The following is a 22,581-nucleotide window of genomic DNA, read 5'->3' as shown; positions in this document are numbered from 1 at the left end:
CCGCGTTTTTCACAGCCGGAGGGGATAGCGCTGTGGGCCGGCTGTGGAAAATCGACACAAGTCCTTGATGCGGCGTCGCTTCCCGCCACCCGCTCATTTTTTGCGCAGGCGTGAACTTTTTCCCCACCGCCAGTGCAACGCCATGTGGACCCGTTGTGGATAATGCCGCCAAACCCATGAAGACAAAGCAAAAATGATCGACGCCTATTTTTTAGGCAAAGCCCAGGCCAGACTCGACCAAGCCCATCCCCATGTCCGGTACACAATCCTGTGCGCGGCTTGTGGACAAGCGCGGCAAGCCGCTGATTCCTCAGGCCCCGCTCAGCCGTGCTTATTTTTTAAGCAGCGCCAGGTCCTCACAGCCCTCGCCGCAGGCCGACTCGCGCTTCAGGGTTGCCCACATCGTCCGTGCAGAGCCGTGTGGACCGGCTGTGGAAAACACAGGCAAGCCCTTGAAGGGCAAGCATGAAAAAAGGCCGCTTATTTTTTAAGCGGCCTCGATACGGCAGCGAACGGATCAAACCGTCATCTCACCCCGCCACGAGCGGCCCAAAGCCTCGCGCAGCGCCTCCGGCGCCAGACCGGCAGACAACAGCACGTGCAGCTTGGCCAACGCCGCCTCCGGCGTCAGATCGCCGCCCGGCTGCGCGCCGGCGCGCGCCAGCGGCTGGCTGGCGGCATAAGCGCCCACCGCCACCGCGCCTTTCACCACCTGGGTCAGCGTCAACACCGGGCAGCCGCGCGCGCGCATCGCGGCCACGCCGTCCAGCAGCGCCGGATCGGCCGGTGCGTTGCCGCTGCCATAGCTGAGCAGGATGGCGCCGTCCAGGCCGCCGTCGCGCAGCGCCTGCCCGGCCAGCGTGCTGCCATGGCCCGGTGTCAGCATCAGCGCCGCCAGCTTCAAGTTCTCCTCCAGCCGCAGCGGCCGCCACTCGCCGTCCGGGCGCAGCCAGCGCTGTCGATGCCAATGCGCGGAGATGGCGAACTCGGCCAACGGCGCGGCATTGGGACTGTTGAAGCCGTCGAAACGCTCGGCGTCCAGCTTGCGCGCGCGGCAGCCGCGCAGCAGCAGGCGGTCAAAGGCAATGACGACCTCGGTCAAATCCGCTTGGCAGGCAGCCTCGAAAGCGTCGGCCAGATTGGCCCAGCCATCGGAACGCGGGTGCACCAGCGGCAGCTGGGCGCCGGTCAGCACCACAGGCTTGGCCAGGCCGCGCAGGGCGAAGGCCAGCACGCTGGCGGTGTAGGCCAGCGTGTCGGTGCCGTGGATCACCACGAAGCCATCGTACCGCGCATATGACGCGCTCAGCGCGTCAATGATCTGGTTCCATTGCCGCGGGGTGATGGCGGAGGAATCTATCAGTTGTTCAAACTCGACGACATCAAACTGCATACCGGGGCGTTCGAAACGCTGCAGCAGGCGCGGCAGAAGGCCGGGCACAGGGGCCAGGCCTTCCGGGGTGTGGTCCATTCCTATGGTACCGCCGGTGTAGAGCACCAGGATTCGGCTCATTGCATACTCCATCTGGCTTGATTCTGCCCGATGGTAGCGCAAGCCCCGCCCGGCGTCACAGCGACGGCAAAACGGACTCAGCGCAGCGCGTCGCTGACCGCGTGGTCTAGATTGCGCTCGGCTTCATTAATGTGATGCACGATGTCGCGCTGCAGCGAGCGCAGATAAGGATCATCCTCGCGATGGCTCGCGTCCTGGCGGGCCTTGTCCAACAGCGCCCGGGCCTGATGGAAGCGGTCTTCCGGACGCCAGTTCGCGTCGGGCGGCATGCGCGCGTCGATGTCCTTGCCGTCGTCGATGGCGGCGTCGCGCATCTTGTGCAGCGCCTTGTCGATCTGATCCACGGCATGGCGCTCGTCGTCCGCCACGCGCGGGTAGTCCGGCCGCGCCAGCAGATCGCGCGCCCGGCGCAAGTCGCTCATCGCATGCAGGTAATAAGGATGCTGCTCAGGGTGCCATGGATGCTGCTGCCAGGACCATGGATCGCCCTCGCGCCAGTTGTCGGCCAGGGCGGGCGCGCTGAACAGCGCGTTGCCGGCGGCAGCCAGCGCCAGCACGGTCAGAATGCCGCGTGTTTTCATGATGCTATCGTCTCCCAAGGCTTACATGCCGCCTTGCGCTCAGCGCAGGGCATCGTTGATGGCCTGCTGCACCGCCTGGTGGGCGGCGTCGACGTGGCGCAGTATGCGGTGCTGCAGGTCGCGCCCCCAGGGATCGTCTTCCTGATGGCTGGCGTCGTGGCGAGCGGCGGCCAGCAGATCCAGCGCCTTGTGGAAGCGGTCGGTCGGGCTCATGCGCGCGTCGGCTTGCTCGTAAGCCCAGGGATTCTTGCCGTCCTCGATGGCGGCGCGCCGCATCTCGCCCAGCGCGGCGTCGATCTCGGCCACGGCGCGGCGCTCGTCCCCGGCGATCGGCGCATAGTCGGGACGGGCCAGATACGCGCGGGCCTGGCGCAGATCACTCATCGCATGCAGGTAATAGGGATGATCGGCCGGCCGCCATTCACGCGGCACTTCCACGCGCACCGTCGCCGGCTGATAAGATGCCTGGACGCGCGGCGGCGCCACCACGCAGGCGCTGAGGCCGGACACCGCCAGCAACAGGGCCATCGCTCTCATTCCATTTTTCTTCCAATCCACGTCATGTCTCCTTGCATGCGCATAGTCTTGCGCCCTATCGGCGCCTGACTGCAAGAATCGCACCCCCGTCGCCCATTTTCAGCAGGATTTAGGTTTCCGCCTGTAAGCGTTTGTAGCCAAACCGCCGCGTCTGCATAGTATTTTTAATTAAAGATTTCTCCGCGCACTGCATATGCAAATTTTCTTGTTTCAAGCCGGCATGAGTGGAATGCTGCCCTCCACCCGCAAACCAGGCGGCCATTGCGCGGAAAAACCGCGCCGCCAGACCAATTCATTGCGCCAAGCCGCGGACGGAAACATGGCAACGCTCAGGCACATCCGCCACTGAAACCTTTTTGTCATATTAATGACGTCGATTTGTCATGATTCCCTCATACCATCGCATCAGTTTTTCGATAGATAAGGCCACTGGCCGGAAGGGGAGCAATGATGAAGAATACGCTGAGCTACATCGCCGTAGCGGGCGCGCTGGCCGTAATCGGCAACGCCGCCACCGCCGCCAATCTGAACGCGCTGGTCCAGGCCGCCAAGAAGGAAGGCGAGCTGACCGTGATCGCCCTGCCGCACGACTGGTGCGGCTACGGCAACGTGATTGCCGGCTTCAAGGCCAAATACGGCATCAAGGTGAACGAACTAAACCCGGACGCCGGCTCCGCCGACGAACTGGAGGCCATCAAGGCCAACAAGAACAACAAGGGCCCGCAGGCGCCGGACGTGATCGACGTCGGCCTGTCCTTCGGTCCGCAAGCCAAGGCCCAGGGCCTGCTGCAGCCGTACAAGGTCTCCACCTGGAAGACCATTCCTGACAACGTCAAGGACAAGGACGGCTTCTGGTACGGCGACTACTACGGCGTGCTGACCTTCCAGGTCAACCGCGACCTGATCAGCAAGGCCCCGGCCGACTGGGCAGATCTCTTGAAGCCGGAATACAAGAACGCCGTGGCCCTGGCAGGCGACCCGCGCGCCGCCAACCAGGCCATCCAGGGCGTGTTCGCCGCCGGCCTGTCCCAAGCCAAGGGCGATGTGGGCAAGTCCGCCGACGCCGGCCTGAAGTTCTTCTCGCAGCTGAACAAGAACGGCAACTTCGTGCCGGTGATCGGCAAGGCCGCCTCGCTGGCCCAGGGCACCACCCCCATCATCGTGCGCTGGGACTACAACGCGCTGGCTGACCGCGACACGCTGAAGGGCAACCCCAAGGTCGACGTGATCGTGCCGAAGTCCGGCGTGGTGGCCGGCGTCTACGCTCAGGGCATCAGCGCCTACGCGCCGCACCCGAACGCCGCCAAGCTGTGGATGGAATACCTGTTCTCCGACGAAGGCCAAGTGGCCTGGCTGAAGGGCTACTGCCACCCGATCCGCTTCAACGACCTGACCGCCAAGAAGAAGGTGCCGGCCGAGCTGTTGAGCAAGCTGCCGGATGCGTCCGCCTACAAGAAGGCCGTATTCCCGAGCATCGAGCAACAGGAAGCCTACAAGGCCGGCATCACCAAGCAATGGGATGCCGTAGTGGGCAGCAGCGTCAAGTAACACCGCTTCATTCGTCTCACGTCAGGGCCGCCGCAGGCGGCCCTTTTACCTCGCACGAGAAACCCGATGTCCGCCTCTTCCGAGTCCATGCCGACACCTTCTTCCCATGCAGCCAGCCCCAGCAGCGGCAAACACGCCGAACTGCTGTCCTGGCTGGGCGTCGCGCCGTTTTTGCTGTTTGCCCTGCTGTTCCTGCTGCTGCCCACCCTCATGCTGATGCTGGGCGCCTTCCAGGACGCGCAAGGCCATTTCACGCTGGCCAACATCATTCGCCTGTTCGACGACAATATCCTCAGCGCTTACAAGATCAGCCTTGAGATCAGCGCCGCCTCGGCCGTGCTGGGCACCGCGCTGGGCCTGCTGTTGGCGCTGGCGGCCATCCGCGGCGGCCTGCCCGCCTGGATCCGGCCGACCCTGACCACCTTCTCCGGCGTCGCGTCCAACTTCGCCGGCATCCCGCTGGCCTTCGCCTTCCTGTCCACCCTGGGTCGCATGGGCCTGGTGACCATGCTGCTGCGCAAGTATCTGGATGTCGACCTGTACGCCAGCGGCTTCTCCATCCTCAGCTTCTCCGGCCTGACCCTGACCTATCTGTACTTCCAGGTGCCGCTGATGGTGCTGATCATCGCCCCGGCCGTGGAGGGTCTGAAGGACGAATGGCGAGAAGCCTGCGAGAGCCTGGGCGGCTCCGGCTTCGCCTACTGGCGCCACATCGCGCTGCCGGTGCTGTGGCCCAGCCTGGCCGGCGCGGCGCTCTTGCTGTTCGCCAACGCCTTCGGCGCCGTGGCCACCGCCTACGCGCTGACCGGCAGCTCGCTCAATATCGTGACCATCCTCTTGTACGCGCAAATCCACGGCGACGTGCTGCATGACCAGAACCTGGGCTACGCGCTGGCGCTGGGCATGGTGCTGATCACCGGCAGCGCCAACGCCGGTTATATCTGGCTGCGCAAGCGCAGCCACCAGGAGGCCGCATGAAAACCAAAACCACATCGCGCCTGGGCGCCTGGCTCGCCATCCTGCTGGGCAGCGGCTACTTCCTGCTGCCGCTGATCGCCACTTTCGAGTTCAGCCTGAAAATGAAGCGCGAGGGCTACAGCTTCGAGGCCTACAAGGTGGTGCTGGCCGATCCCGGCTTCCAGTCCAGCTTCGGCTACTCCGCCCTGCTGGCGCTGCTGACCATCCTGGTCGGCATCGTGCTGGTCGTCCCCACCGCCTTCTGGGTGCAGCTGAAACTGCCCAGGCTGCGGCCGCTGATCGAGTTCATCACCCTGCTGCCGCTGGTGATCCCGGCCATCGTGCTGGTGTTCGGCTACCTGCGCCTGTACGGCAGCGCGGGCTGGCTGCCCTTCACCGGCAGCGAGCGCGGCACGGATCTGCTGCTGGTGTTCGGCTACGTCACCCTGGCCCTGCCCTATCTGTACCGCTCGGTGGATACCGGCCTGTCCGCCATCGACGTGCGCTCCTTGACCGAGGCGGCGCAAAGCCTGGGCAGCGGCTGGTTCGACATCCTGCGTCTGGTGATTTTCCCGAATCTGAAAACCGCCATCCTGTCCGGCGCCTTCCTGACCTTCGCCATCGTGATCGGCGAGTTCACGCTGGCCAGCCTGCTGGCCCGCCCGGCTTTCGGCCCCTATCTGCAGCTGATCGGCGCCAATCGGGCCTATGAGCCGGCCGCGCTGGCCATCATCGCCTTCCTGGTCACCTGGGCCGCGATGGGCCTGATGCAAGTAGTCAGCCGCAACCGCGCCGCCCTCGGCGCCGACGAACATTGAAACGGAATTCAACATGGCATTTCTGCAAATCGACCATCTGAACAAGCGCTTCGGCCAGCAGGCCGTGGTCCATGATTTCAATATGCAAGTGGAGGCCGGCGAATTCGTCACCTTCCTCGGCCCGTCCGGCTGCGGCAAGACCACCGTGCTGCGCATGATCGCCGGCTTCGAAACGCCCAGCGGCGGCGCCATCCGCCTGGCCGGCGACGACATCACCCACCAGTCGCCGCAAAAACGCGGCATCGGCATGGTGTTCCAGAGCTACGCGCTGTTCCCGAACATGAACGTGGTCGACAACATCGCCTTCGGCCTGAAAATGCAGAAGCGCAGCGCCGACGACATCCGCCGCAAGGTGGGAGAGGTCATCGCGCTGGTGGAGCTGAACGGCCGCGAGAAGCACTTCCCGCACCAGTTGTCCGGCGGCCAGCGCCAGCGCGTGGCCCTGGCCCGCGCCCTGGTGGTGGAGCCGTGCCTCTTGCTGCTGGACGAGCCCTTGTCCGCGCTGGACGCGCGCATCCGCAAGAACCTGCGCGAGCAGATCCGCGACATCCAGCGCCGCCTGGGCCTGACCACGGTCTTCGTCACCCACGACCAGGAAGAGGCGCTGACCCTGTCAGACCGCATCTTCGTGATGAACCAGGGCAAGGTGGAGCAGGAGGGCGCGGCCGAGATCATCTACACCCAGCCGGCCACCGAGTTCGTCGCCCGCTTCATGGGCAACTACAATCTGCTGACGGCGCAGCAAAGCCACGCGCTGCTGGGCATGGAGATCCAGGGCCATCTGGCCATCCGGCCGGAATCGGTGCAGCTGCTGAACCATGACGACCATGCCGACGGCTCCCTGCCGGCGGTGATCCGCCAGCACCAGCTGCTGGGCAATGTGGTCCGCTACCAGGTGGAGGCGCACGGCGCCACGCTGCAAGTGGACAGGCTGAACCGCAACGCGGCCGACCTGCTGAGCAGCGGCACGCAAGTGCGCCTGAAGATCGCGCGCGACGATCTGCGCGAAGTGCGCTGATCCGCGCTCACTCGAAACGGTCGAACGGCTCCGCCTCCGGCGGGGCCGTTTCGTTTTCGTCGGCCGACGGCCCCTGCTGAAAGTACTGCATCTGCCGGCGCAGGCTGTCGGCGCGCATCGCCACCTCCTGCGCCGCCGCCGACAGCTCCTCGCTGGCCGCGGCATTGCCTTGCGATAGCTGATTGAGCCGCTGCATGGCCTGGTTGATATTGCCCACGCGCTGCGCCTGCAGCGTCGCCTCGCTGGAAATTCCGCGCACCAGCTCCAGGGTCTTGCGGCTGGAGTCGACGATGTCGCTGAGCTGCTGGCCCGCGCTCTCGGCCAGCTGCACGCTGCTGATGGCCACCTGGCCTATTTCCTGCGCCGCGGCCTGGCTGCGCCGCGCCAGCTTGCGCACCTCGTCCGCCACCACGGCGAAGCCTTTGCCGTGCTCGCCCGCCCGTGCCGCCTCGATGGCCGCGTTGAGCGCCAAAAGATTGGTCTGGTAGGCGATGTCGTCGATGATGTCGGTGCGCTTGGCGATCTGGTGCATGGCCGCTATCGTCTGCTGCACCACGCGGTTGCCCTCGGCCGCCTGTCCGCTGGCGGTGTCGGCCATCACGCCGGCATGGTTGGCGTCGCCCGCCATGCTCACCATGCAGCCGGCGATATCGTCCACCGCGCTGGTGGTGTCCTCCACGTCGGCCGAGGCGCGCGCCGCGCCCTGCGACAGGCCTTGCGAAGCCGAATTCAATTCCGTCGACGCATTGGCCACCGCGTCGGCGTCCTCCTTCACCTGCATGATCACGCCGGAGAGCTTGTCTCCCATCTGGCGGATATGGGAAGCCAGGCTGTGCGTATCGCCCGCGCGCAGCGGCAGGTAAAAGTCCAGCCTGCCCGCCGACAGCTCGCGCATGCCCTGCGCCACCTCGTCCGGCTCGGCCCCCAGCGTGCGGATCAGGTCGCGTCCCGCCATCAGCGCCAGCGACACCGGCAGCAGCAGCAACAGCAAGCCCAGCAGCACCAGATAGCCGTTCAGCCGCGCGGAAGCCGCCTGCTCCGCCACCAGGCGGCGTATCTCGCCCAGAATGGTCTGTTGCACCTCCAGCAAGGCGTCCACCCGCATGCTTGACACCTGGAACCATTCGTCCGGCCGCTCGCTCTGCATGGCGCCGGCGCCGCGCGCCAGCACCGCGTCGCGCGCCAGCTCAAAAGCGCGCGAGCGCGCCATCGCGCCGTTGAGCAGCGCCTCGTCGCCGCCGTACTGCCGGTACTGCGACCGGCACAGCGCCTCCTGCGACACCGCGCCGCTGACCTGACGGAAATTGGTGATGGTGAAGCTGCCCACGGTCAATACCCCGGCAATCAGGCCGCGCGCGCGGCCGGTATATTCCTTCTGGCAATTCACCGCCGACCATTGCAGCACCAGCGCCTGCACGCGCTGCGTGTGCGCATGGAACAGCGCGACGATGCTGGACAGGCTTTCTATCATGGCGGAATAGCGGCGGAACGAGGGGTCGGGCGAGACATGGCGGGCATCAATGTCGCGCCGCAACTCGACCAGCGCGGCCTTCTGCGGCAGATTTCCGTCCAGATAGGCGCGCAGATCGTCGGACATGTCGGTCCGGGATTGAGCGGCCAGCCGCGCCAGCGCGTCATCGGCCGCCGACCGCGCCTGATTCAGCTGCGGCGGCAAGGCTTGCTGGTGCAGGCTCAGATAGCCATAGCTGAGGCCGCGCTCGATTTGCAGTTGATGGATCAGCTCGCCCGCCAGCGCGATATTGTCCGTCAGGGTCTGATCCCCCTCCAGCTCGCGCAGCAACTGCCGCTGATGCCAGACATAGCCGACCGCCACCACCAGCAGCGCCAGCACCAGGGGCGCGATCAACAGCACCAGCTTGTGGGCGATCCGCAACCTAGCCCGCATAGCCATCCCCTCACGCATCAGAACAATTCACTATAGAAGGGCGGCAGACCAAGCGTAGGCAATTGTACTTACCACCTGATCCCGCCTTGCGCGTCCTTGCCTTGCCGCTGCGACTGTCCGTGTCTACGCGGCGGGGCGTGAGACGCGGCTCATCGCCAGCCCCGGCCTTACCGGTCTGCCGCCGCCTGCCAGCTTGCCAAGACCTGCAAATCCTCTGCCCGGTCGATATCCAGCAACACGCCGGGATCATCCAGCGCCAGCCGCACCGCCTGGCCCCAGTCCACTGCGTCTCGCGCGCCGGCGTCGCCGCTCAGGTCCAGCAGGCCGGCCAGACAGGATGACGGAAGGCCGCGCGGATGCCCGGCCCGGCCGTCATGGCAGGGCAGCACCGGCTTGTTTTGCCACAGGGCGGCCGCTACCTGGCTGACCGTGTGCGGCCGCACCGCCGGCATGTCGCCCAGGCCCAGCACGATGCCGCGGCAATCCGCCAGCGTCAGCGCCCAGGCCGCGCCGCAGGCCAGAGAATGGCCCATGCCGGCGCGGTTCAGCGCGCAGGGCAGCGGCTGCAAGCCGTATCGGACGCACAGCGCCAGGCCGAAGGCGTCGTCCGGCGGCAATACCAGCGCCACGGCGTCCAGCTGGCCGACGAAGGCCGACAGGCTGGCCTCCAGCAGGCTGCGGCCGTCAGGCAGCCGCGCCTGGCGCTTGTCCGAGCCGAAGCGGCTGCCGCCGCCGGCCGCCAGCACCACGCCGGCTATCATGTCGGGCAGGCCGCCTGCGCGGCCTCCGCGCGCAGCAAGGCGCTGCGGCAGGCCACCAGTTCGGCAGCGATGGAAACGGCGATCTCCGCCGGCGTGCGCGAGCCTATCGCCAGCCCCACCGGGCCATGCAGCCGCGCCAGCTGCGCCGGCGTCAGGCCAAAGTGTTGGCCCAGCCTCGCCTTGCGCTTCAGCGTGGTGGCGGCGGAGCCCAGCGCGCCCACATACAGGCAAGGCAGCTTCAGCGCCTCCATCAGCGCCAGGTCGTCCAGCTTGGGGTCGTGCGTCACCGCCACCACTGCGGCCCGCGCGTCGCAGCCGAAGGCCAGCACCAGATCGTCCGGCATCTCCGCCGACAACGTCGCGCCTGGCAGGTCCCAACCCTGGCGGTATTCCTCGCGCGGCTCGCACACCGTCACCGCGTAATCCAGCGTCAGCGCGATCTGCGCCAGGTAGCGGCCGAGCTCCGAGCCGCCGATGATCAGCAACCGCCAGCGCGGCCCAAGCAAGACGCTGAAGCCGTCCGCGTCCTCGGCGAACTCGCCGGCCGGGCCATCTTCGGACAAGCGGGACCCGCCGTCGCGGTAGCGCACATGCCGCCACAGCGCGCGCCGCTCGCGCAGCGCTTGCAACAGGATGGCCAGTTGGACGGGGTCGGGCCGCGCCTCCACCGCCACGCGCAGGCTGTTGCCGCAGGGCAGCCGGTAGCGCTGCCGCTCCTCCACGCTCAGGCCGAAGCTGCGCAGCCGCGCCGCGCCGTCATCGTCGAAAAAACCGCCGCCGGCGATCTCGCGCCGCAAGTCATCCTCCACGCAGCCGCCGGATACCGAGCCGAAAATCGCGCCGTCGTCGCGGATCAGCGCCATGGCGCCCGGCGGCCGGGGGCTGGCGCCGTAAGTGCCCAGCACCGTCAGCAAGGCGGCGCGGCGGCCGCCTTCCAGCCAGGCCACCGCCTGGCTCAGCACTTCCTCGTCGTTGCCGCGCATCGCCGCCTCACACCGCGACATAGCCCTGCCGGCTCAGCGGCAGCTCGCGCAGCCGCTTGCCGCTGGCGGCGTGGATGGCGTTGGCCAGGGCCGGCGCCACCGGCGGCACGGCCGGCTCGCCGGTGCCGCCGGGCGCTTCGTCGCTGGCGAGGATGGACACCTCCACCTTGGGCGCCTGGTATAGGCGCACGATGGGATAGCCGTCGAAGTTCTTCTGCTCGACCTCGCCGTCCTTGAAGGTGATCTCCCCGGACAAGGCCGCCGACAGGCCGAACATGATGGCGCCCTGCATCTGCGCCGCCACCTGGTCAGGATTGACCACCACGCCGCAATCCACCGCGCACCACACCTGCTCCACCTTCAGCTCCTTGCCCTTGACCGCCACCTGCACCACCTGGGCGATGTGGGAGCCGAAGGAGCTGTGCACCGCCACGCCCAAACCATGGCCCTTGGGCAGCTTGCGCCCCCAGCCGGCCATGCGCGCCGCCTCGCGCAGCACGGCCTGCTCGCGCGGGGCGTTGTCCAGCAAGGCCAGCCGATACGCCACCGGGTCTCGCCTGGCCAGCCGCGCCAGCTCGTCGATGAAGCTTTCCTTGGCGAAAGCGCTGTGCGAATGGCCCACCGAACGCCACCACAGCACCGGCAAGGCGCTTTGCGGCGTGTGCAGGTCCAGCTGGACGGCCGGCAGCGCGTAAGGCATGTCGGCCGTGCCCTCCACCGACACCGCGTCTATGCCGTTCTTGATCATCATCGGTGCGAACGGCGTGCCGGCAATGATGGACTGGCCGACGCCGGTCTGCAGCCAGGCCACCGGCTTGCCGTCCTTGCCTATGCCGCCGCGCACCCGGTCCAGCCACATCGGCCGGTAATAGGCGCCGGCCAGATCGTCGTCCCGCGTCCATACCAGCTTGATCGGCGCGCCCTGGCCATGATGCCTGGCCACTTCCATCGCCTCCTTCAGCCAGTCCGCGCCCGTAGGCACCGCGCGCCGGCCGAAGCCGCCGCCCAGGAAGGTGGTGTGCAGCGACACCTGCTCCGGCTTCAGCCCCGCCATCGCCGCCGCCGTGCCGGCGTCTATGGTTTGCGACTGGGTGCCGCTCCAGATTTCGCAGCTGCCGGGCTTGAGCCAGACCACGCAATTGAGCGGCTCCATCGGCGCGTGCGCCAGATACGGCACCTCGTACCAGGCTTCCAGCTTCTTGGCGGCATGGCCCAGCGCCGCCGCCGCGTCGCCCTCGCTGCGGTAGGCCTGGCCCGGCTGGGCGGCGGCCGCGCGGTAGTCCGCGCGCAGCTTGGCCGAATCCAGGCCGGCGTTCGGCCCGCGCTCCCACTCGACCTCCAGCAAGTCGCGCGCCTTCTTGGCCGGCCAGAAGCCGTCGGCCAGCACCGCCACGCCGTTGCTGACGGCGAACACGTCCTTGACGCCGGGCACGGCCTTGGCCGCTTCGGCGTTGAAGCCCTTGGGCTTGCCGCCATAGCCGCCGGGGCAGCGCTTGACCAGCGCGGTCAGCATGCCGGGCAGGCGCACATCCAGGGAAAACTGCGCGCGGCCGTCCAGCTTCTCCGGCCCGTCCAGCCGGTGCACGCGCGTGCCCAGCAGCCGCCAGCGATGGCGCGGCGTCAGCGCCACCGCATCCGGCACCGGCAGCTTGGCGGCGGCCTCGGTCAGCTCGCCGTAGCCCAGGCTGGCGGCGTTGGCCTGGTTGAACACGCGGCCGTTCTCGGCGCGGCATTGCGACGCCGGCACGCCCCAGCGCTGCGCGGCGGCGGATATCAGCATGTCGCGCGCGGCGGCGCCTATCTTGCGGTACTGGTCATAGCTGGACAGCGTGCTGGTGCTGCCCCCGGTGATCTGGATATGGAAGGCGGTATGGACATAGACGGGCGCCGCCGGCGCCGACACCACTTTGACCCGACCCCACTCGCAGGCCAGCTCCTCGGCGATCAGCATGGCCAGCGAGGTGTAGATGCCCTGCCCCATCTCGGATTTATTGCTGACGATGGTGACGCCGCCGTCGCGCTCGATGCGCACGAAGGCGTTGGGCGAAGGAATGGCGGACTTGGCCTCCGCCGCCTCGGCGCGCCGCCCGCCCTCGCTCAACACGAAGCCCAGGCACAAGGCGCCGCCCATCGCGCCGCCGGCCTTGAGGAAGGCGCGGCGGGACATTCCGCTTGCGGTAGTCATGGCCGGTCTCCTAGAGCAGCTTGGCCGCGGCGTGGATGGCCGCGCGGATGCGCACATAGGTGCCGCAGCGGCACAGATTGCCGCTCATGGCCTGGTCTATGTCCTGGTCTGAGGGATGCGGGTTGGCGCTGAGCAGGGCCGTGGCCGCCAGCACCTGCCCGCTCTGGCAGTAGCCGCACTGCACCACGTCCAGCGCCTGCCAGGCCTGTTTGACCGCGCGTCCCACCTTGTCGTCATTGCCTTCCACCGTGGTGATGGCGTCGTCCGCCGCCAGCGTGGAAATCGGCGTCACGCAGGCGCGTATCGGCTGGCCGTTCTTCAGCACGGTACAGACGCCGCACAATGCCGCGCCGCAGCCGAACTTGGTGCCGGTCAGGCCCAGCTCGTCGCGCAGCGCCCACAAGATGGGCGTGTCCGGGCTGGAGTTCAGCGCCACGGGCTTGCCGTTGATGGAAACCTTCATGCCTTGCCTCCCGTTCCGAAAAACGCGGGACGGCAAGCCGATGCCAGCCGCCGTCCGAATGAAAAACGGCGCCGCGCGGGAAACCCGCCGCGGCGCCGCTGCCATCACTATAGAAGGCAGGGAGCGGGAGGCAAGACGCGCTAGTTGGCCCCGCCGCGCGCCAGGCAACGCTGGTAGCGGCCATCCACCCGGCGGGCGAACCACTCCGTGGTGAGCTTGTGGGTGAACTTGGGGCTGACCAGCACGATCTGCGGAATGATCTCGCGCGGCGCCTTGGGTCCGGCCAGCGCGTATACCTTTTGATACAGCGGCGTTTGAGCGAAGCCGGACAGCTTTTCCAGCTTCAGGTCGCGCAGCATCTCGGCGTCGCTCATGCCCAGGCGGCCGCCGATGGACTGCAGCGCGCGCTGGGTGTCGCTGACTTCGCCGGACAGGTCGCGGTTCATCTTGTTGTTGTACAGCATGATGTCGCCATCCAGCGCCAGCTTGCGGCCGGACAGGCGCGACACCGCCAGCTGGAAGGCCGCGTTGCGGCTGGCGTAGCGGCCGGCGTTGAAGTCGGCGAAGCGGTACACCATGTCGTGGTACGGCGCCGGATATTGCAGCAGGATGGCGGTGCCGAAATAAACGCTGCCGCGCAGGGTGAACACCTCGTCGCGCAGATTGGTGTAGCTATACGGGTATGGCCAAGCGCGGACGTGGGTCTCGGCGAAAGCCACGCTGACCTGCATCGGCCCGCCGTCGCGTATCGGGTTCTTGTGCTCGAAGATGGTCTGGCCGAACGGCAGCTCGCGCACCATGTCCTCGTACAGCGCGTTCATCTCGCGCTTGGTGCGCAGGGCGTCCACGCGTTGCTTGAAGGTGCGGCCGTCGGGCGATTTCTTGCTCATCGCCGCGTCCACCACGAATTGCGGAATCAGATACTTTTGGCGGCGCTGCTCGATCTCGCCCCAGACGATCTTGGACAGATTAGGCACCACCGGGTCCGGGCTGAAGCCAGACTCCTGCTCCGCCACCGCCAGCACGGCGCAGAAATACTGCGGCGTGTACGGAATCTTCAGATGGCTGAACGCGCCCATGATGTTGTCGCGCCAACCCTTGCGGTCCGGGATGCCTGGCGGCAACAGACGCTCCAGCAGCGCCCTGCCCTCGCTCTCGGCGATCACGGCCGGCGGCTGCACTGGCTTGGCCACCGGACGCGGCGGAATGGGCGCGGCTACCGGCGCGGAGGCCGGCGGCGCGGGCGGCGTTTCCGCGGCGGGGGCCGAGGCCGGCTCGACGGGCGCGGCGACGGGAGCGGAAGCAATGGGGGCTTGGGGCGGCGTGGCGCAGGCGGCAAGCAGCAGACTGCCGGCCAACAGGGTCAGACGGGCTTTCAACGGCATCTCGCAAACAGGCAAAAACCAGAGTGTAGCCCAGAGCGCGGGCTCAGGGCATGCCCGCCGTCAACGCAGCGGGAATTTCTGGAAGCTGCCGTCCTGCTGCATGGCGTCGATAGCCAAGTTGAGCCTGGCCAGGATGTCGTCCTCAGTCTGCCGGTTGCAGGCGAAGGCGACGTCGCTGCGTTCCACCACCAGGGCCACCCGCGGCTTGGGCAGCGCCAGCCGCTCGACCGCCGACTCCAGGCCGACGTCCAGCATGGCCAACAGGTCCAGCCGTCCCAGCTGCAGCTTGCGCAGTCCGGTCGGGTAATCGGTGCTTTCATCCAGCGCAAAACCCAGTTGCTTCATTCTGAATGCCACCATGCTGCCGCGCATGGCGCCCACTCGCAGTTTCCGGGCCTGCGCCAGGTCCTGCCAATGCCGGTCATCGTCATGCCGGGCCACCAGCACAATCTGGATGGGCAGGATGGATTGGCTCCACTTGAACATGGGACGCAAGTCCGGCAGCTGCGCGACGGGCATGCAGGTGTCTGCCTCCTCCTGCACCATCAGCATGGCGCGCGCCTGAGGGTAGAACTCGAAATGGAATGGGATGCCGGCGCGGCGCGATATTTCGCGCATCAGCGCGATGGCGTCGCCTTTCGACCCCTCGTCGCCCGGCGCCGGCTCCATGACGCCGGGCACCGGCACCAGCAGCATGCGCAACGCCTGCGCCGAGCAAGGCAGCGCCAGCATGCCCAGCAGCAACGCCCCCATTCGTGTCATGCCCTCTCCCGGCGCATCGGCCAGCTTTCACGATAGCAAAACGGGAGGCTGCTGCCTCCCGTCTGGTCCATCCGGCGCGCCCTTAGAAGCCGCCTACCAGAATCCAGCCTATCAAGGCCGGCGCCAGCGCCATGCAGAAGCCGCGCAGCGCCGTCATCGCGCGCGGCGGGCAGACCGCGGCCAGCTCATCGCGCACCGCCGGCCAGGCCTTCCAGCCCACGAACAACGCCAGCAGCAGTTCGCCCAGCGGCATCAGCAGCTTGGAGGTGACGAAGTCCAGCAAATCAAAGAAGTTCATGCCGAACAGCTGAAAATCGCCCCACACGCCCAGAGACAGCGAGGCCGGAATCCCCAGCAGGAATGTGGCGGCCGCCATGCCGCAGGCGGCCGTGCGGCGCGACAGGCCCAGCTCGTCGATGGCGAAGCTGGTCACCACCTCCAGCAGCGAAACCGAAGACGTCAGCGCGGCCAACAGCAGCAGGCAGAAGAACATCACGGCAAACAGCTGGCCCAGCGGCAGGTGAGCGAACACCGCCGGCATGGTGATGAAGGTGAGGCCGGGGCCGGCGGACGGGTCGAAACCGAAGGCGAACACCGCCGGCAGCACCATCAGACCGGCCAGGAAGCAGGTGGCCACCGTCAGTACGATCACCCACAAGGCCGAGCCGACCAGATTGGAGTCACGGCCAACATAAGAACCGTAAGTGATCATGATGCCCAGGCCCAAGGACAAGGAAAAGAAGGCCAGACCCAGCGCGTCCATCAGCATGGCGCCGCTGAGCTTGGAAAAGTCCGGCGCCACGAAATAAGCCAGGCCGTCCAGCGCGCCCGGCAGGGTCAGCCCGCGCGCGATCAACAGCAGCATCAGCGCGAACAAGGCCGGCATCAGGAATTTGGACAAGGCCTCAATGCCTTTTTGCACGCCGCCCGCCACCACGGCCAGCGTCAGCAAGGCAAACACGCCGTGGTACAGCAGCGGCAGGGACGGATGGCTGATGAAGCCGCCGAAGATGGCGCCCAGCGCCTTTGCGTCCGAGGTGAGTATGCTGCCGTCCAGCGACTTGCCGATGTAGGCGATGGTCCAGCCGCCCACCACGCTGTAAAAGGACAGAATCAAGAAACACACCAGCACGCCCATATAGCCGATGATGGGCCAGAAGCCGCCGGCCAGCTTGCGGAAAGCGCCCACCGCGCCGGCGTTGGCGGCCCGTCCCAAGGCCATTTCCGACAGCATCAGCGCCAGACCCAGGGTCAGGCAGATGCCCAGGTAGACGAATAGAAACGCGCCGCCGCCATTGGTGGCGGCCACATAAGGGAACTTCCAGATGGCGCCCAGCCCGATGGCCGAGCCGGCCGCGGCCAGGATGAAACCGAGGCGGGAGCCCCATTGAGATCGAGTCATAGCTAGTCTTCTTTGTCGTATTGATCTTGTTGAAGGTGCAAGGCCGCGCCGGCCCGGTACTGCGCAAACGCGGCAGCCGTCCGCGCCAGGCAAACGGCAGGGGCTTCACGGCGGCCAGCAGCTGCCGCAAAGGGGATGGACACTCGCCGCGCCGGCAGCGGCTGATGAAGCCGTCAGCCGGGGAGCAACCACGCGGCTCTGGCAGAGGGAGCCGCCGGGTGGGCGGCGCAACCGCCGCGCCGGGGGTGGTGGCGCGAAGCGGTCCTCGCAAGGGATCCAGGATACAAAATGTAACAATGATTGCGAATGCTAGCTACTGTTTAAATTCCGGCTCCGCAGATTACCCACGCAGCATGCCCTTGAGCGCGGCAACAGCGCATTGGCCAGTGAAATCATCCCGACCAGGGAATACACTAAGTAGAAGAACGTAGTGCGCGACGGCAGCGCCCGGTGCGCCGCTGCGACAAGTGTCTTTGTCAGCGACGGGGGTGACTGTCATGACCGCTTTGCAGACATTGCAGCCCTTGATAGACACGGTGCAGGGCTGCCTGGTGTTGTCCAGTCCGGACGATGGCCGCATCATGTCCGCCAACCAGCTGGCCAGCATCCTGCTGGCGTGCCCGCACGACGAGCTGATGGACCGCTCGATGTACGACTTCCTGCCCCACGAGGCCGACGCCGCCGCCATTCGCCAGGACCTGGCCACACACAGCATGATCTACAACCGCGGCATGCAGCTGCGCACCGTCAACGGCCGTCATTTCGACGTGCAGCTGTCGGTGCGGCGAGTCAAGCTGAACGACGACCCCATGCTGGTGTTCAGCTTCTCCGACCGCACCGAGGCCAAGGTGATGGGCCAGCTGCTGGATTTCGAACGGCAACTGGTGCAGCGCTCGCTGAACATCGTCAAAACGCTGAAAGAAGAAGGCAGCCAGAACGAAGACGAGGACAGGCTGACCGGCGTGGCCGGCATGCACCGGCTGATGTCCGCAGCCCACGCCGAAACCGGGCGCGTGCTGCGCTACGGCGGCGCGCTGTCCATCCTGGCGCTGACCCTGGTCAACGCGCCGGACATGGTGCCCAAGGAAGACGACGGCTCTGCCTACAACCACCTGCTGCGCCTGTCCGCCAGCCTATGTCAGCAAAGCATACGCGACAGCGACCTGGTGGCGCGTCGCGGCGACAACGCCTTCCTCATCTTGCTGCCCAGCACCGACATGGCCGGCGCCAGCGAACTGGCCCGCCGGCTGATCACTTCGCTGCGCCAACTGACTTTTCTCTATCAGGGAAGCGAGCACCAGGCCGAAGCCTGCGTCGGCCTCAGCACCCTGCGCCCAGACGAGACCGGCCCCAAGGCCATGCTGGAGCGGCTGGAAATCGCGCTATTCAAGGCGCGCGAAGGCGGCGCCAACTACGTGGTCCGGCTGCCCTGACGCCAGCGCGCGGCCCGACGCATGCAAAACGCCGATGAGAGCCATCGGCGTTGGTGTTTGGCGCCAGGCGCAGCGCGACATGACCGCCTACGGCAGCTTGGACTAGGCGCCCAATCCGGCATCGAGATAGGCGTGCAGCTGCGCCAGCTTGCCTGGGCGGTCCAACAGGTGGCACCCGCCTGCCAGTCTGCCGCCATCACCAGGCAGCGGCGCCGGCGGCGCGGACTCTCCCATCAAGCCAGCCGGTCCAGCAGCTTCTGATGGATGCCGTTGAAGCCGCCGTTGCTCATCACCAGCACATGGTCGCCCGGCCGGGCTTCGGCCGCGATGGCGTCGACCAGCGCGTCAAAGTCCGTGAAGGTTTGCGCCTTGCCGCCCATGGGTTCCAGCGCCTCGGCCGGGTTCCAGTTGAGACCGGCAGCCGAGCAGAACACCTGGTCGGCCAATGCCAGCGAGCCGGGCAGCGCGTCCTTCATGGTGCCCAGCTTCATGGTGTTGGAGCGCGGCTCCAGCACCGCCAGGATGCGCGCCGATCCCACTTTGCGGCGCAGGCCCTCCAGGGTAGTGGCGATGGCCGTCGGGTGGTGGGCGAAGTCGTCGTAGACGGTGACGCCGTTCGCCACGCCCTTCACTTCCATGCGGCGCTTGACGTTGGCGAAGCGGGACAGCGCGTCTATCGCATCCTTCACCGCCACGCCGGCGTGGCGGGCGGCGGCGATGGCGGCCACGGCGTTCAGCCGGTTGTGCTCGCCCATCAGGCTCCAGTGCACGGTGCCTTGCGGCTTGCCTTCCAGCAACACGTCGAAGCCGCCGTCCTCGTGCAGCGCGCCCAGCTGCCAGCCCGCGTCCGCGCCGAAACGCTCCACCGGCGTCCAGCAGCCGCGCGCCAGCACGCGGTCCAGATTGGCTTCGCGGCCGTTGCTGACGATGCGGCCGTTGCCGGGAATGGTGCGCACCAGATGATGGAACTGGGTTTCGATGGCGGCCAGGTCGGCGAAGATGTCGGCGTGGTCGAATTCCAGATTATTGAGAATGGCGGTGCGCGGCCGGTAGTGGACGAATTTGGAGCGCTTGTCGAAGAAGGCGGTGTCGTATTCGTCGGCCTCGATCACGAAGAAGGGGCTGTCGCTGGCCGGGTCCAGCGCCGGTTTGCCCGGCAGCCGCGCCGACACGCCGAAATTCTCTGGAATGCCGCCGATCAAAAAGCCCGGCGCCAGGCCGGCGTCTTCCAGTATCCACGCCAACATCGAGCTGGTGGTGGTCTTGCCGTGGGTCCCGGCCACCGCCAGCACCCATTTATCGCGCAGCACGTTCTCCGCCAGCCACTGCGGGCCGGAAATATACGGCAGGCCGCGGTTGAGGATTTCCTCCATCAAGGGCTTGCCGCGCGTCACCACGTTGCCGATCACGTACACGTCCGGATTCAGCGCCGTCTGCTCCGCGCCGAAGCCCTGGGTCAGCGCGATGCCCATCGCCTCCAGCTGGGTGCTCATCGGCGGATAGACGTTGGCGTCGCAGCCGGTCACCTTGTGGCCGGCCTGTTTGGCGATGGCGGCGATGCCGCCCATGAAGGTACCGCAAATACCCAGGATGTGGATGTGCATATCGGTTCAACGCAGCTGAAAACAACGAAACCGCAAGGATACCGGAAAGCCGGCCGCCCGGCGACGCCGCGGGGCGGCGGCCTCAGGCCCGCGCATGACGGGAATCGCCGCGTCGCGCCGGACGCAACCGTCCACTCTTGCGCCAGGACAAGGTTGCCGCGAGCAGGCGCCCGCTAAACTGTTCGCATCCTAACCAAGCCCCCCGCCCATGCTTGTCGAACTGACCCTGGTGCTGTCGCTGTTGCAACAGATGTGCGTCTATCTGGTGATCGCCTATCTGCTGTCCAAGACGCCGCTATTCATCCCGCTGACCCAGGTCACGCTGCAGCTGCCGCACAAGCTGGTCTGCTACCTGGTGTTCTCGATGTTTTGCATCATGGGCACCTATTTCGGGCTCCACATCCAGGACTCCATCGCCAATACCCGCGCCATCGGCGCGGTGCTGGGCGGCATGCTGGGCGGCCCCTGGGTAGGGCTGGCGGTGGGCTTCACCGGCGGCCTGCACCGCTATTCGCTGGGCGGCATCACCGCCGGCGCCTGCATGGTGTCGACGATGATGGAGGGCTTGCTGGGCGGCCTGGTCCACCTGTGGCTGGTGCGGCGCGGCCAGCGCGCGCGGCTGTTCGACCCGCTGGCGGTGGCGGCGGTGGCCTGCGCCGCCGAGGTGGGCCAGATGCTGATCCTGCTGGCGCTGGTGCGCCCCTTCCACGCGGCGCAGCAGCTGGTGGCCAGCATCGCGCTGCCGATGATGGTGGCCAACACGCTGGGCGCGGCGATGTTCATGCGCATCCTGCTGGACCGCCGGGTGCTGGCGGAAAAATACTCCACCGCCTTCTCCGGCAAGGCGCTGCAGATCGCCGCCCGCGCCGAAGGCGTGCTGCGCCAGGGCTTCGATCCGGAAAACAGCCTGACGGTGGCGCGCATCCTGTACGAGGAGCTGGGCGTGGGCGCGGTGGCCATCACCGACCGCGAGCGGCTGCTGGCCTTCATCGGCATCGGATCGGACCACCACCTGCCCGGCACGCCCATCACCTCGCCGCATACCCACCGCGCGATCGAGCGCAACGAGGTGGTCTACGCCGACGGCAACGAAACGCCGTACCGCTGCTCCATCCACCCCGGCTGCCGGCTGGCGTCCTCGCTGGTGATTCCGCTGCGCGGCGAGGACGCACGCGTGATCGGCACCATCAAGCTGTACGAGCCGCGCAACAAGCTGTTTTCCCGCATCAACCTGACGCTGGGCCAGGGCATCGCGCGGCTGCTGTCCAGCCAGATTCTGCAAGGCCAGTACGACAGACAAAAGCAGCTGCTGGCGCAAACCGAGATCAAGCTGCTGCACGCCCAGGTGAATCCGCACTTTCTGTTCAACGCGCTGAACACGCTGTCGGCGGTGATCCGGCGCGATCCCGAACACGCCCGCCAGCTGGTGCAATACCTGTCCACTTTCTTCCGCAAGAACCTGAAACGCTCCAGCGAAGTGGCGACGCTGGAGGAAGAAATCGAACACGTCAGCGCCTATCTGCGCATCGAGGAGGCCCGCTTCGCCGGCCGGCTGGACGTGGAGATCGCGCTGGACGAGGCCGCGCGCCAGGTGCGGCTGCCGGCGTTCTCGCTGCAGCCCATCGTCGAGAACGCGATCAAGCACGGCACCTCGCAGCTGCTGGAAAGCGGCCGCATCCGCATCGGCGCGCGATGCCGCGACGGCGCGCTGCAGGTGACGGTGGAGGACAACGCCGGCCTCTACGCGCCATCCGGCCCCGGCGACGGACTGGGCATGTCGCTGGTGGACCGCCGCATCCGCGCCCGCCACGGCGAAGACTACGGCGTGTCGGTGCAATGCGAGCCCGAGTCCTACACCCGCGTCACGCTCAGCGTGCCCTGCCCCGCCAATGGAGAACCTTCATGCTGAAAACCCTGCTGGTGGACGACGAGCCGCTGGCCCGCGACGAATTGCGCCAGCAACTGGCCAGCCACGCCGGCTTCGACATCGTCGGCGAATGCGGCAACGCCATCGAAGCCATTTCCTTCATCCACCGCCAGCAACCGGACGTGGTGTTCCTGGACATCCAGATGCCGCGCGTCAGCGGCCTGGAAATGCTGGCCATGCTGGACCCTGACAAGATGCCGCGCGTGGTGTTCGTCACCGCCTTCGACGACTACGCCATCCAGGCCTTCGAGGAACACGCCTTCGACTACCTGCTCAAGCCGGTGGACCCGCAGCGCCTGGCCAAAACGCTGGAGCGGCTGCGCCGCGACGCTTCGCCGCAGCCGCTGCCCGCCCAGGCGCTGGCCCCGCTGGAAGTGGTGCCCTGCCACGGCGTCAACCGCATCGCGCTGCTGCCGCTGGCCGAGGTGGAGTTCGTCTCCTCGCGCGTCAGCGGCGTATTCGTGCAGGCCAGCGATGGGCGCGAGCACTTCACCGAGCTGACGCTGCGCACCTTCGAAGAACGCAGCGGCCTGTTCCGCTGCCATCGCCAGCACCTGGTCAATCTGCGCGCCATCCGCGAAATCCGCCTCGGCGACAACGGCGCGGCCGATATCGTGACCCTGGGCGGCCGCAGCCTGCCGGTCAGCCGGCGCTTCCTCAAGCCACTGAAAGAGGCGCTGGGGATTCCCGCCTGAACGGCGCCGCCGCCGCTCGCCCCCGCTTTCCCGCCGCTCGCGCCGCCAGGCTGCCGCTGGCGCAGCCGGCGCGCCAGCCCTCCTCTTTAAAGGCGTAAGGTGA

The 22,581-nt window shown here is 67.0% G+C and carries 19 protein-coding genes; 7 read left to right on the top strand and 12 right to left on the bottom strand.

Annotated features, from left to right (window positions below):
* Positions 1-517: 517 nt before the first annotated feature.
* The 3 genes from FYK34_RS03595 to FYK34_RS03585 form a co-directional block, all read right to left on the bottom strand.
* On the bottom strand, positions 518-1,513 hold the full coding sequence (locus FYK34_RS03595) for an asparaginase (protein WP_149295093.1): 996 nt from the start codon (positions 1,511-1,513) through the stop codon (positions 518-520).
* Positions 1,514-1,590: 77 nt separating this feature from the next.
* Positions 1,591-2,094, bottom strand: coding sequence for a hypothetical protein (locus FYK34_RS03590; RefSeq protein ID WP_149295092.1), 504 nt, complete (start codon positions 2,092-2,094; stop codon positions 1,591-1,593).
* Positions 2,095-2,133: 39 nt separating this feature from the next.
* The gene (locus tag FYK34_RS03585; protein WP_149295091.1) at positions 2,134-2,631 is read right to left on the bottom strand and encodes a hypothetical protein; all 498 of its coding nucleotides are present in this window, start codon (positions 2,629-2,631) and stop codon (positions 2,134-2,136) included.
* A gap of 447 nt (positions 2,632-3,078) precedes the next feature.
* Between FYK34_RS03585 and FYK34_RS03580 the strand changes: the two genes are divergently transcribed.
* The 4 genes from FYK34_RS03580 to FYK34_RS03565 all read left to right on the top strand — a co-directional run bounded on the left by FYK34_RS03580 (position 3,079) and on the right by FYK34_RS03565 (position 6,972).
* The gene (locus FYK34_RS03580) at positions 3,079-4,179 is read left to right on the top strand and encodes an ABC transporter substrate-binding protein (RefSeq protein WP_149295090.1); all 1,101 of its coding nucleotides are present in this window, start codon (positions 3,079-3,081) and stop codon (positions 4,177-4,179) included.
* A 66-nt stretch (positions 4,180-4,245) separates the two neighbouring features.
* Positions 4,246-5,157 (top strand): ABC transporter permease, encoded by a 912-nt coding sequence (locus FYK34_RS03575; protein ID WP_149295089.1) that lies wholly within the window; start codon positions 4,246-4,248, stop codon positions 5,155-5,157.
* Positions 5,154-5,954 (top strand): ABC transporter permease, encoded by an 801-nt coding sequence (locus tag FYK34_RS03570; RefSeq protein ID WP_149295088.1) that lies wholly within the window; start codon positions 5,154-5,156, stop codon positions 5,952-5,954. Before FYK34_RS03575 ends, FYK34_RS03570 begins: the two co-directional genes overlap by 4 nt.
* 13 nt (positions 5,955-5,967) lie before the next feature.
* Positions 5,968-6,972, top strand: coding sequence for an ABC transporter ATP-binding protein (locus FYK34_RS03565; RefSeq protein ID WP_149295087.1), 1,005 nt, complete (start codon positions 5,968-5,970; stop codon positions 6,970-6,972).
* A gap of 7 nt (positions 6,973-6,979) precedes the next feature.
* Here FYK34_RS03565 and FYK34_RS03560 read toward each other — a convergent pair whose 3' ends face one another.
* The 8 genes from FYK34_RS03560 to FYK34_RS03525 all read right to left on the bottom strand — a co-directional run bounded on the left by FYK34_RS03560 (position 6,980) and on the right by FYK34_RS03525 (position 16,819).
* On the bottom strand, positions 6,980-8,878 hold the full coding sequence (locus FYK34_RS03560; RefSeq protein WP_149295086.1) for a methyl-accepting chemotaxis protein: 1,899 nt from the start codon (positions 8,876-8,878) through the stop codon (positions 6,980-6,982).
* A 167-nt stretch (positions 8,879-9,045) separates the two neighbouring features.
* The gene (locus tag FYK34_RS03555; protein WP_149295085.1) at positions 9,046-9,639 is read right to left on the bottom strand and encodes a nucleotidyltransferase family protein; all 594 of its coding nucleotides are present in this window, start codon (positions 9,637-9,639) and stop codon (positions 9,046-9,048) included.
* On the bottom strand, positions 9,636-10,622 hold the full coding sequence (locus FYK34_RS03550; RefSeq protein WP_149295084.1) for an XdhC family protein: 987 nt from the start codon (positions 10,620-10,622) through the stop codon (positions 9,636-9,638). Before FYK34_RS03550 ends, FYK34_RS03555 begins: the two co-directional genes overlap by 4 nt.
* 7 nt (positions 10,623-10,629) lie before the next feature.
* Entirely contained in the window at positions 10,630-12,807 is a 2,178-nt protein-coding gene (locus tag FYK34_RS03545; protein ID WP_149295083.1) for a xanthine dehydrogenase family protein molybdopterin-binding subunit, read from the bottom strand.
* A gap of 10 nt (positions 12,808-12,817) precedes the next feature.
* Positions 12,818-13,270: a (2Fe-2S)-binding protein gene (locus FYK34_RS03540; protein WP_149295082.1), complete on the bottom strand. Its 453-nt coding sequence runs from the start codon at positions 13,268-13,270 to the stop codon at positions 12,818-12,820.
* A gap of 140 nt (positions 13,271-13,410) precedes the next feature.
* Entirely contained in the window at positions 13,411-14,655 is a 1,245-nt protein-coding gene (locus FYK34_RS03535) for a DUF1615 domain-containing protein (protein WP_149295081.1), read from the bottom strand.
* A 60-nt stretch (positions 14,656-14,715) separates the two neighbouring features.
* Positions 14,716-15,417, bottom strand: a complete 702-nt coding sequence (locus FYK34_RS03530; RefSeq protein WP_149295080.1) for a substrate-binding periplasmic protein — start codon at positions 15,415-15,417, stop codon at positions 14,716-14,718.
* Between the two features lie 82 nt (positions 15,418-15,499).
* Positions 15,500-16,819: a sodium-dependent transporter gene (locus tag FYK34_RS03525; protein ID WP_149295079.1), complete on the bottom strand. Its 1,320-nt coding sequence runs from the start codon at positions 16,817-16,819 to the stop codon at positions 15,500-15,502.
* Between the two features lie 497 nt (positions 16,820-17,316).
* Between FYK34_RS03525 and FYK34_RS03520 the strand changes: the two genes are divergently transcribed.
* Positions 17,317-18,252, top strand: a complete 936-nt coding sequence (locus tag FYK34_RS03520; RefSeq protein ID WP_149295078.1) for a sensor domain-containing diguanylate cyclase — start codon at positions 17,317-17,319, stop codon at positions 18,250-18,252.
* 233 nt (positions 18,253-18,485) lie between these two features.
* Here the strand turns inward: FYK34_RS03520 and mpl are convergent, their stop codons facing one another.
* Complete coding sequence (gene mpl / locus FYK34_RS03515; protein WP_149295077.1) at positions 18,486-19,856, bottom strand: UDP-N-acetylmuramate:L-alanyl-gamma-D-glutamyl-meso-diaminopimelate ligase; 1,371 nt, start codon at positions 19,854-19,856, stop codon at positions 18,486-18,488.
* A 208-nt stretch (positions 19,857-20,064) separates the two neighbouring features.
* Here mpl and FYK34_RS03510 point away from each other — a divergent pair, with 208 nt between their 5' ends.
* Complete coding sequence (locus FYK34_RS03510; protein ID WP_149295076.1) at positions 20,065-21,765, top strand: sensor histidine kinase; 1,701 nt, start codon at positions 20,065-20,067, stop codon at positions 21,763-21,765.
* The gene (gene btsR / locus FYK34_RS03505) at positions 21,759-22,478 is read left to right on the top strand and encodes a two-component system response regulator BtsR (protein ID WP_149295075.1); all 720 of its coding nucleotides are present in this window, start codon (positions 21,759-21,761) and stop codon (positions 22,476-22,478) included. Before FYK34_RS03510 ends, btsR begins: the two co-directional genes overlap by 7 nt.
* Positions 22,479-22,581 lie beyond the last annotated feature (103 nt).

It is taken from the genome of Chromobacterium paludis (assembly GCF_008275125.1).
Classification (GTDB): Bacteria; Pseudomonadota; Gammaproteobacteria; order Burkholderiales; family Chromobacteriaceae; genus Chromobacterium; species Chromobacterium paludis.
Note: the sequence above shows the minus strand (reverse complement) of the source record. Positions and strands in the feature narration are given on the sequence as shown.

Bases quoted from the DNA above. Each gene is read 5' to 3' on its own strand.
- FYK34_RS03595 (WP_149295093.1), bottom strand. From the start codon at position 1,513: ATGAGCCGAATCCTGGTGCTCTACACCGGCGGTACCATAGGAATGGAC.
- FYK34_RS03590 (WP_149295092.1), bottom strand. From the start codon at position 2,094: ATGAAAACACGCGGCATTCTGACCGTGCTGGCGCTGGCTGCCGCCGGC.
- FYK34_RS03585 (WP_149295091.1), bottom strand. From the start codon at position 2,631: ATGAGAGCGATGGCCCTGTTGCTGGCGGTGTCCGGCCTCAGCGCCTGC.
- FYK34_RS03580 (WP_149295090.1), top strand. From the start codon at position 3,079: ATGATGAAGAATACGCTGAGCTACATCGCCGTAGCGGGCGCGCTGGCC.
- FYK34_RS03575 (WP_149295089.1), top strand. From the start codon at position 4,246: ATGTCCGCCTCTTCCGAGTCCATGCCGACACCTTCTTCCCATGCAGCC.
- FYK34_RS03570 (WP_149295088.1), top strand. From the start codon at position 5,154: ATGAAAACCAAAACCACATCGCGCCTGGGCGCCTGGCTCGCCATCCTG.
- FYK34_RS03565 (WP_149295087.1), top strand. From the start codon at position 5,968: ATGGCATTTCTGCAAATCGACCATCTGAACAAGCGCTTCGGCCAGCAG.
- FYK34_RS03560 (WP_149295086.1), bottom strand. From the start codon at position 8,878: ATGCGGGCTAGGTTGCGGATCGCCCACAAGCTGGTGCTGTTGATCGCG.
- FYK34_RS03555 (WP_149295085.1), bottom strand. From the start codon at position 9,639: ATGATAGCCGGCGTGGTGCTGGCGGCCGGCGGCGGCAGCCGCTTCGGC.
- FYK34_RS03550 (WP_149295084.1), bottom strand. From the start codon at position 10,622: ATGCGCGGCAACGACGAGGAAGTGCTGAGCCAGGCGGTGGCCTGGCTG.
- FYK34_RS03545 (WP_149295083.1), bottom strand. From the start codon at position 12,807: ATGACTACCGCAAGCGGAATGTCCCGCCGCGCCTTCCTCAAGGCCGGC.
- FYK34_RS03540 (WP_149295082.1), bottom strand. From the start codon at position 13,270: ATGAAGGTTTCCATCAACGGCAAGCCCGTGGCGCTGAACTCCAGCCCG.
- FYK34_RS03535 (WP_149295081.1), bottom strand. From the start codon at position 14,655: ATGCCGTTGAAAGCCCGTCTGACCCTGTTGGCCGGCAGTCTGCTGCTT.
- FYK34_RS03530 (WP_149295080.1), bottom strand. From the start codon at position 15,417: ATGACACGAATGGGGGCGTTGCTGCTGGGCATGCTGGCGCTGCCTTGC.
- FYK34_RS03525 (WP_149295079.1), bottom strand. From the start codon at position 16,819: ATGACTCGATCTCAATGGGGCTCCCGCCTCGGTTTCATCCTGGCCGCG.
- FYK34_RS03520 (WP_149295078.1), top strand. From the start codon at position 17,317: ATGACCGCTTTGCAGACATTGCAGCCCTTGATAGACACGGTGCAGGGC.
- mpl (WP_149295077.1), bottom strand. From the start codon at position 19,856: ATGCACATCCACATCCTGGGTATTTGCGGTACCTTCATGGGCGGCATC.
- FYK34_RS03510 (WP_149295076.1), top strand. From the start codon at position 20,065: ATGCTTGTCGAACTGACCCTGGTGCTGTCGCTGTTGCAACAGATGTGC.
- btsR (WP_149295075.1), top strand. From the start codon at position 21,759: ATGCTGAAAACCCTGCTGGTGGACGACGAGCCGCTGGCCCGCGACGAA.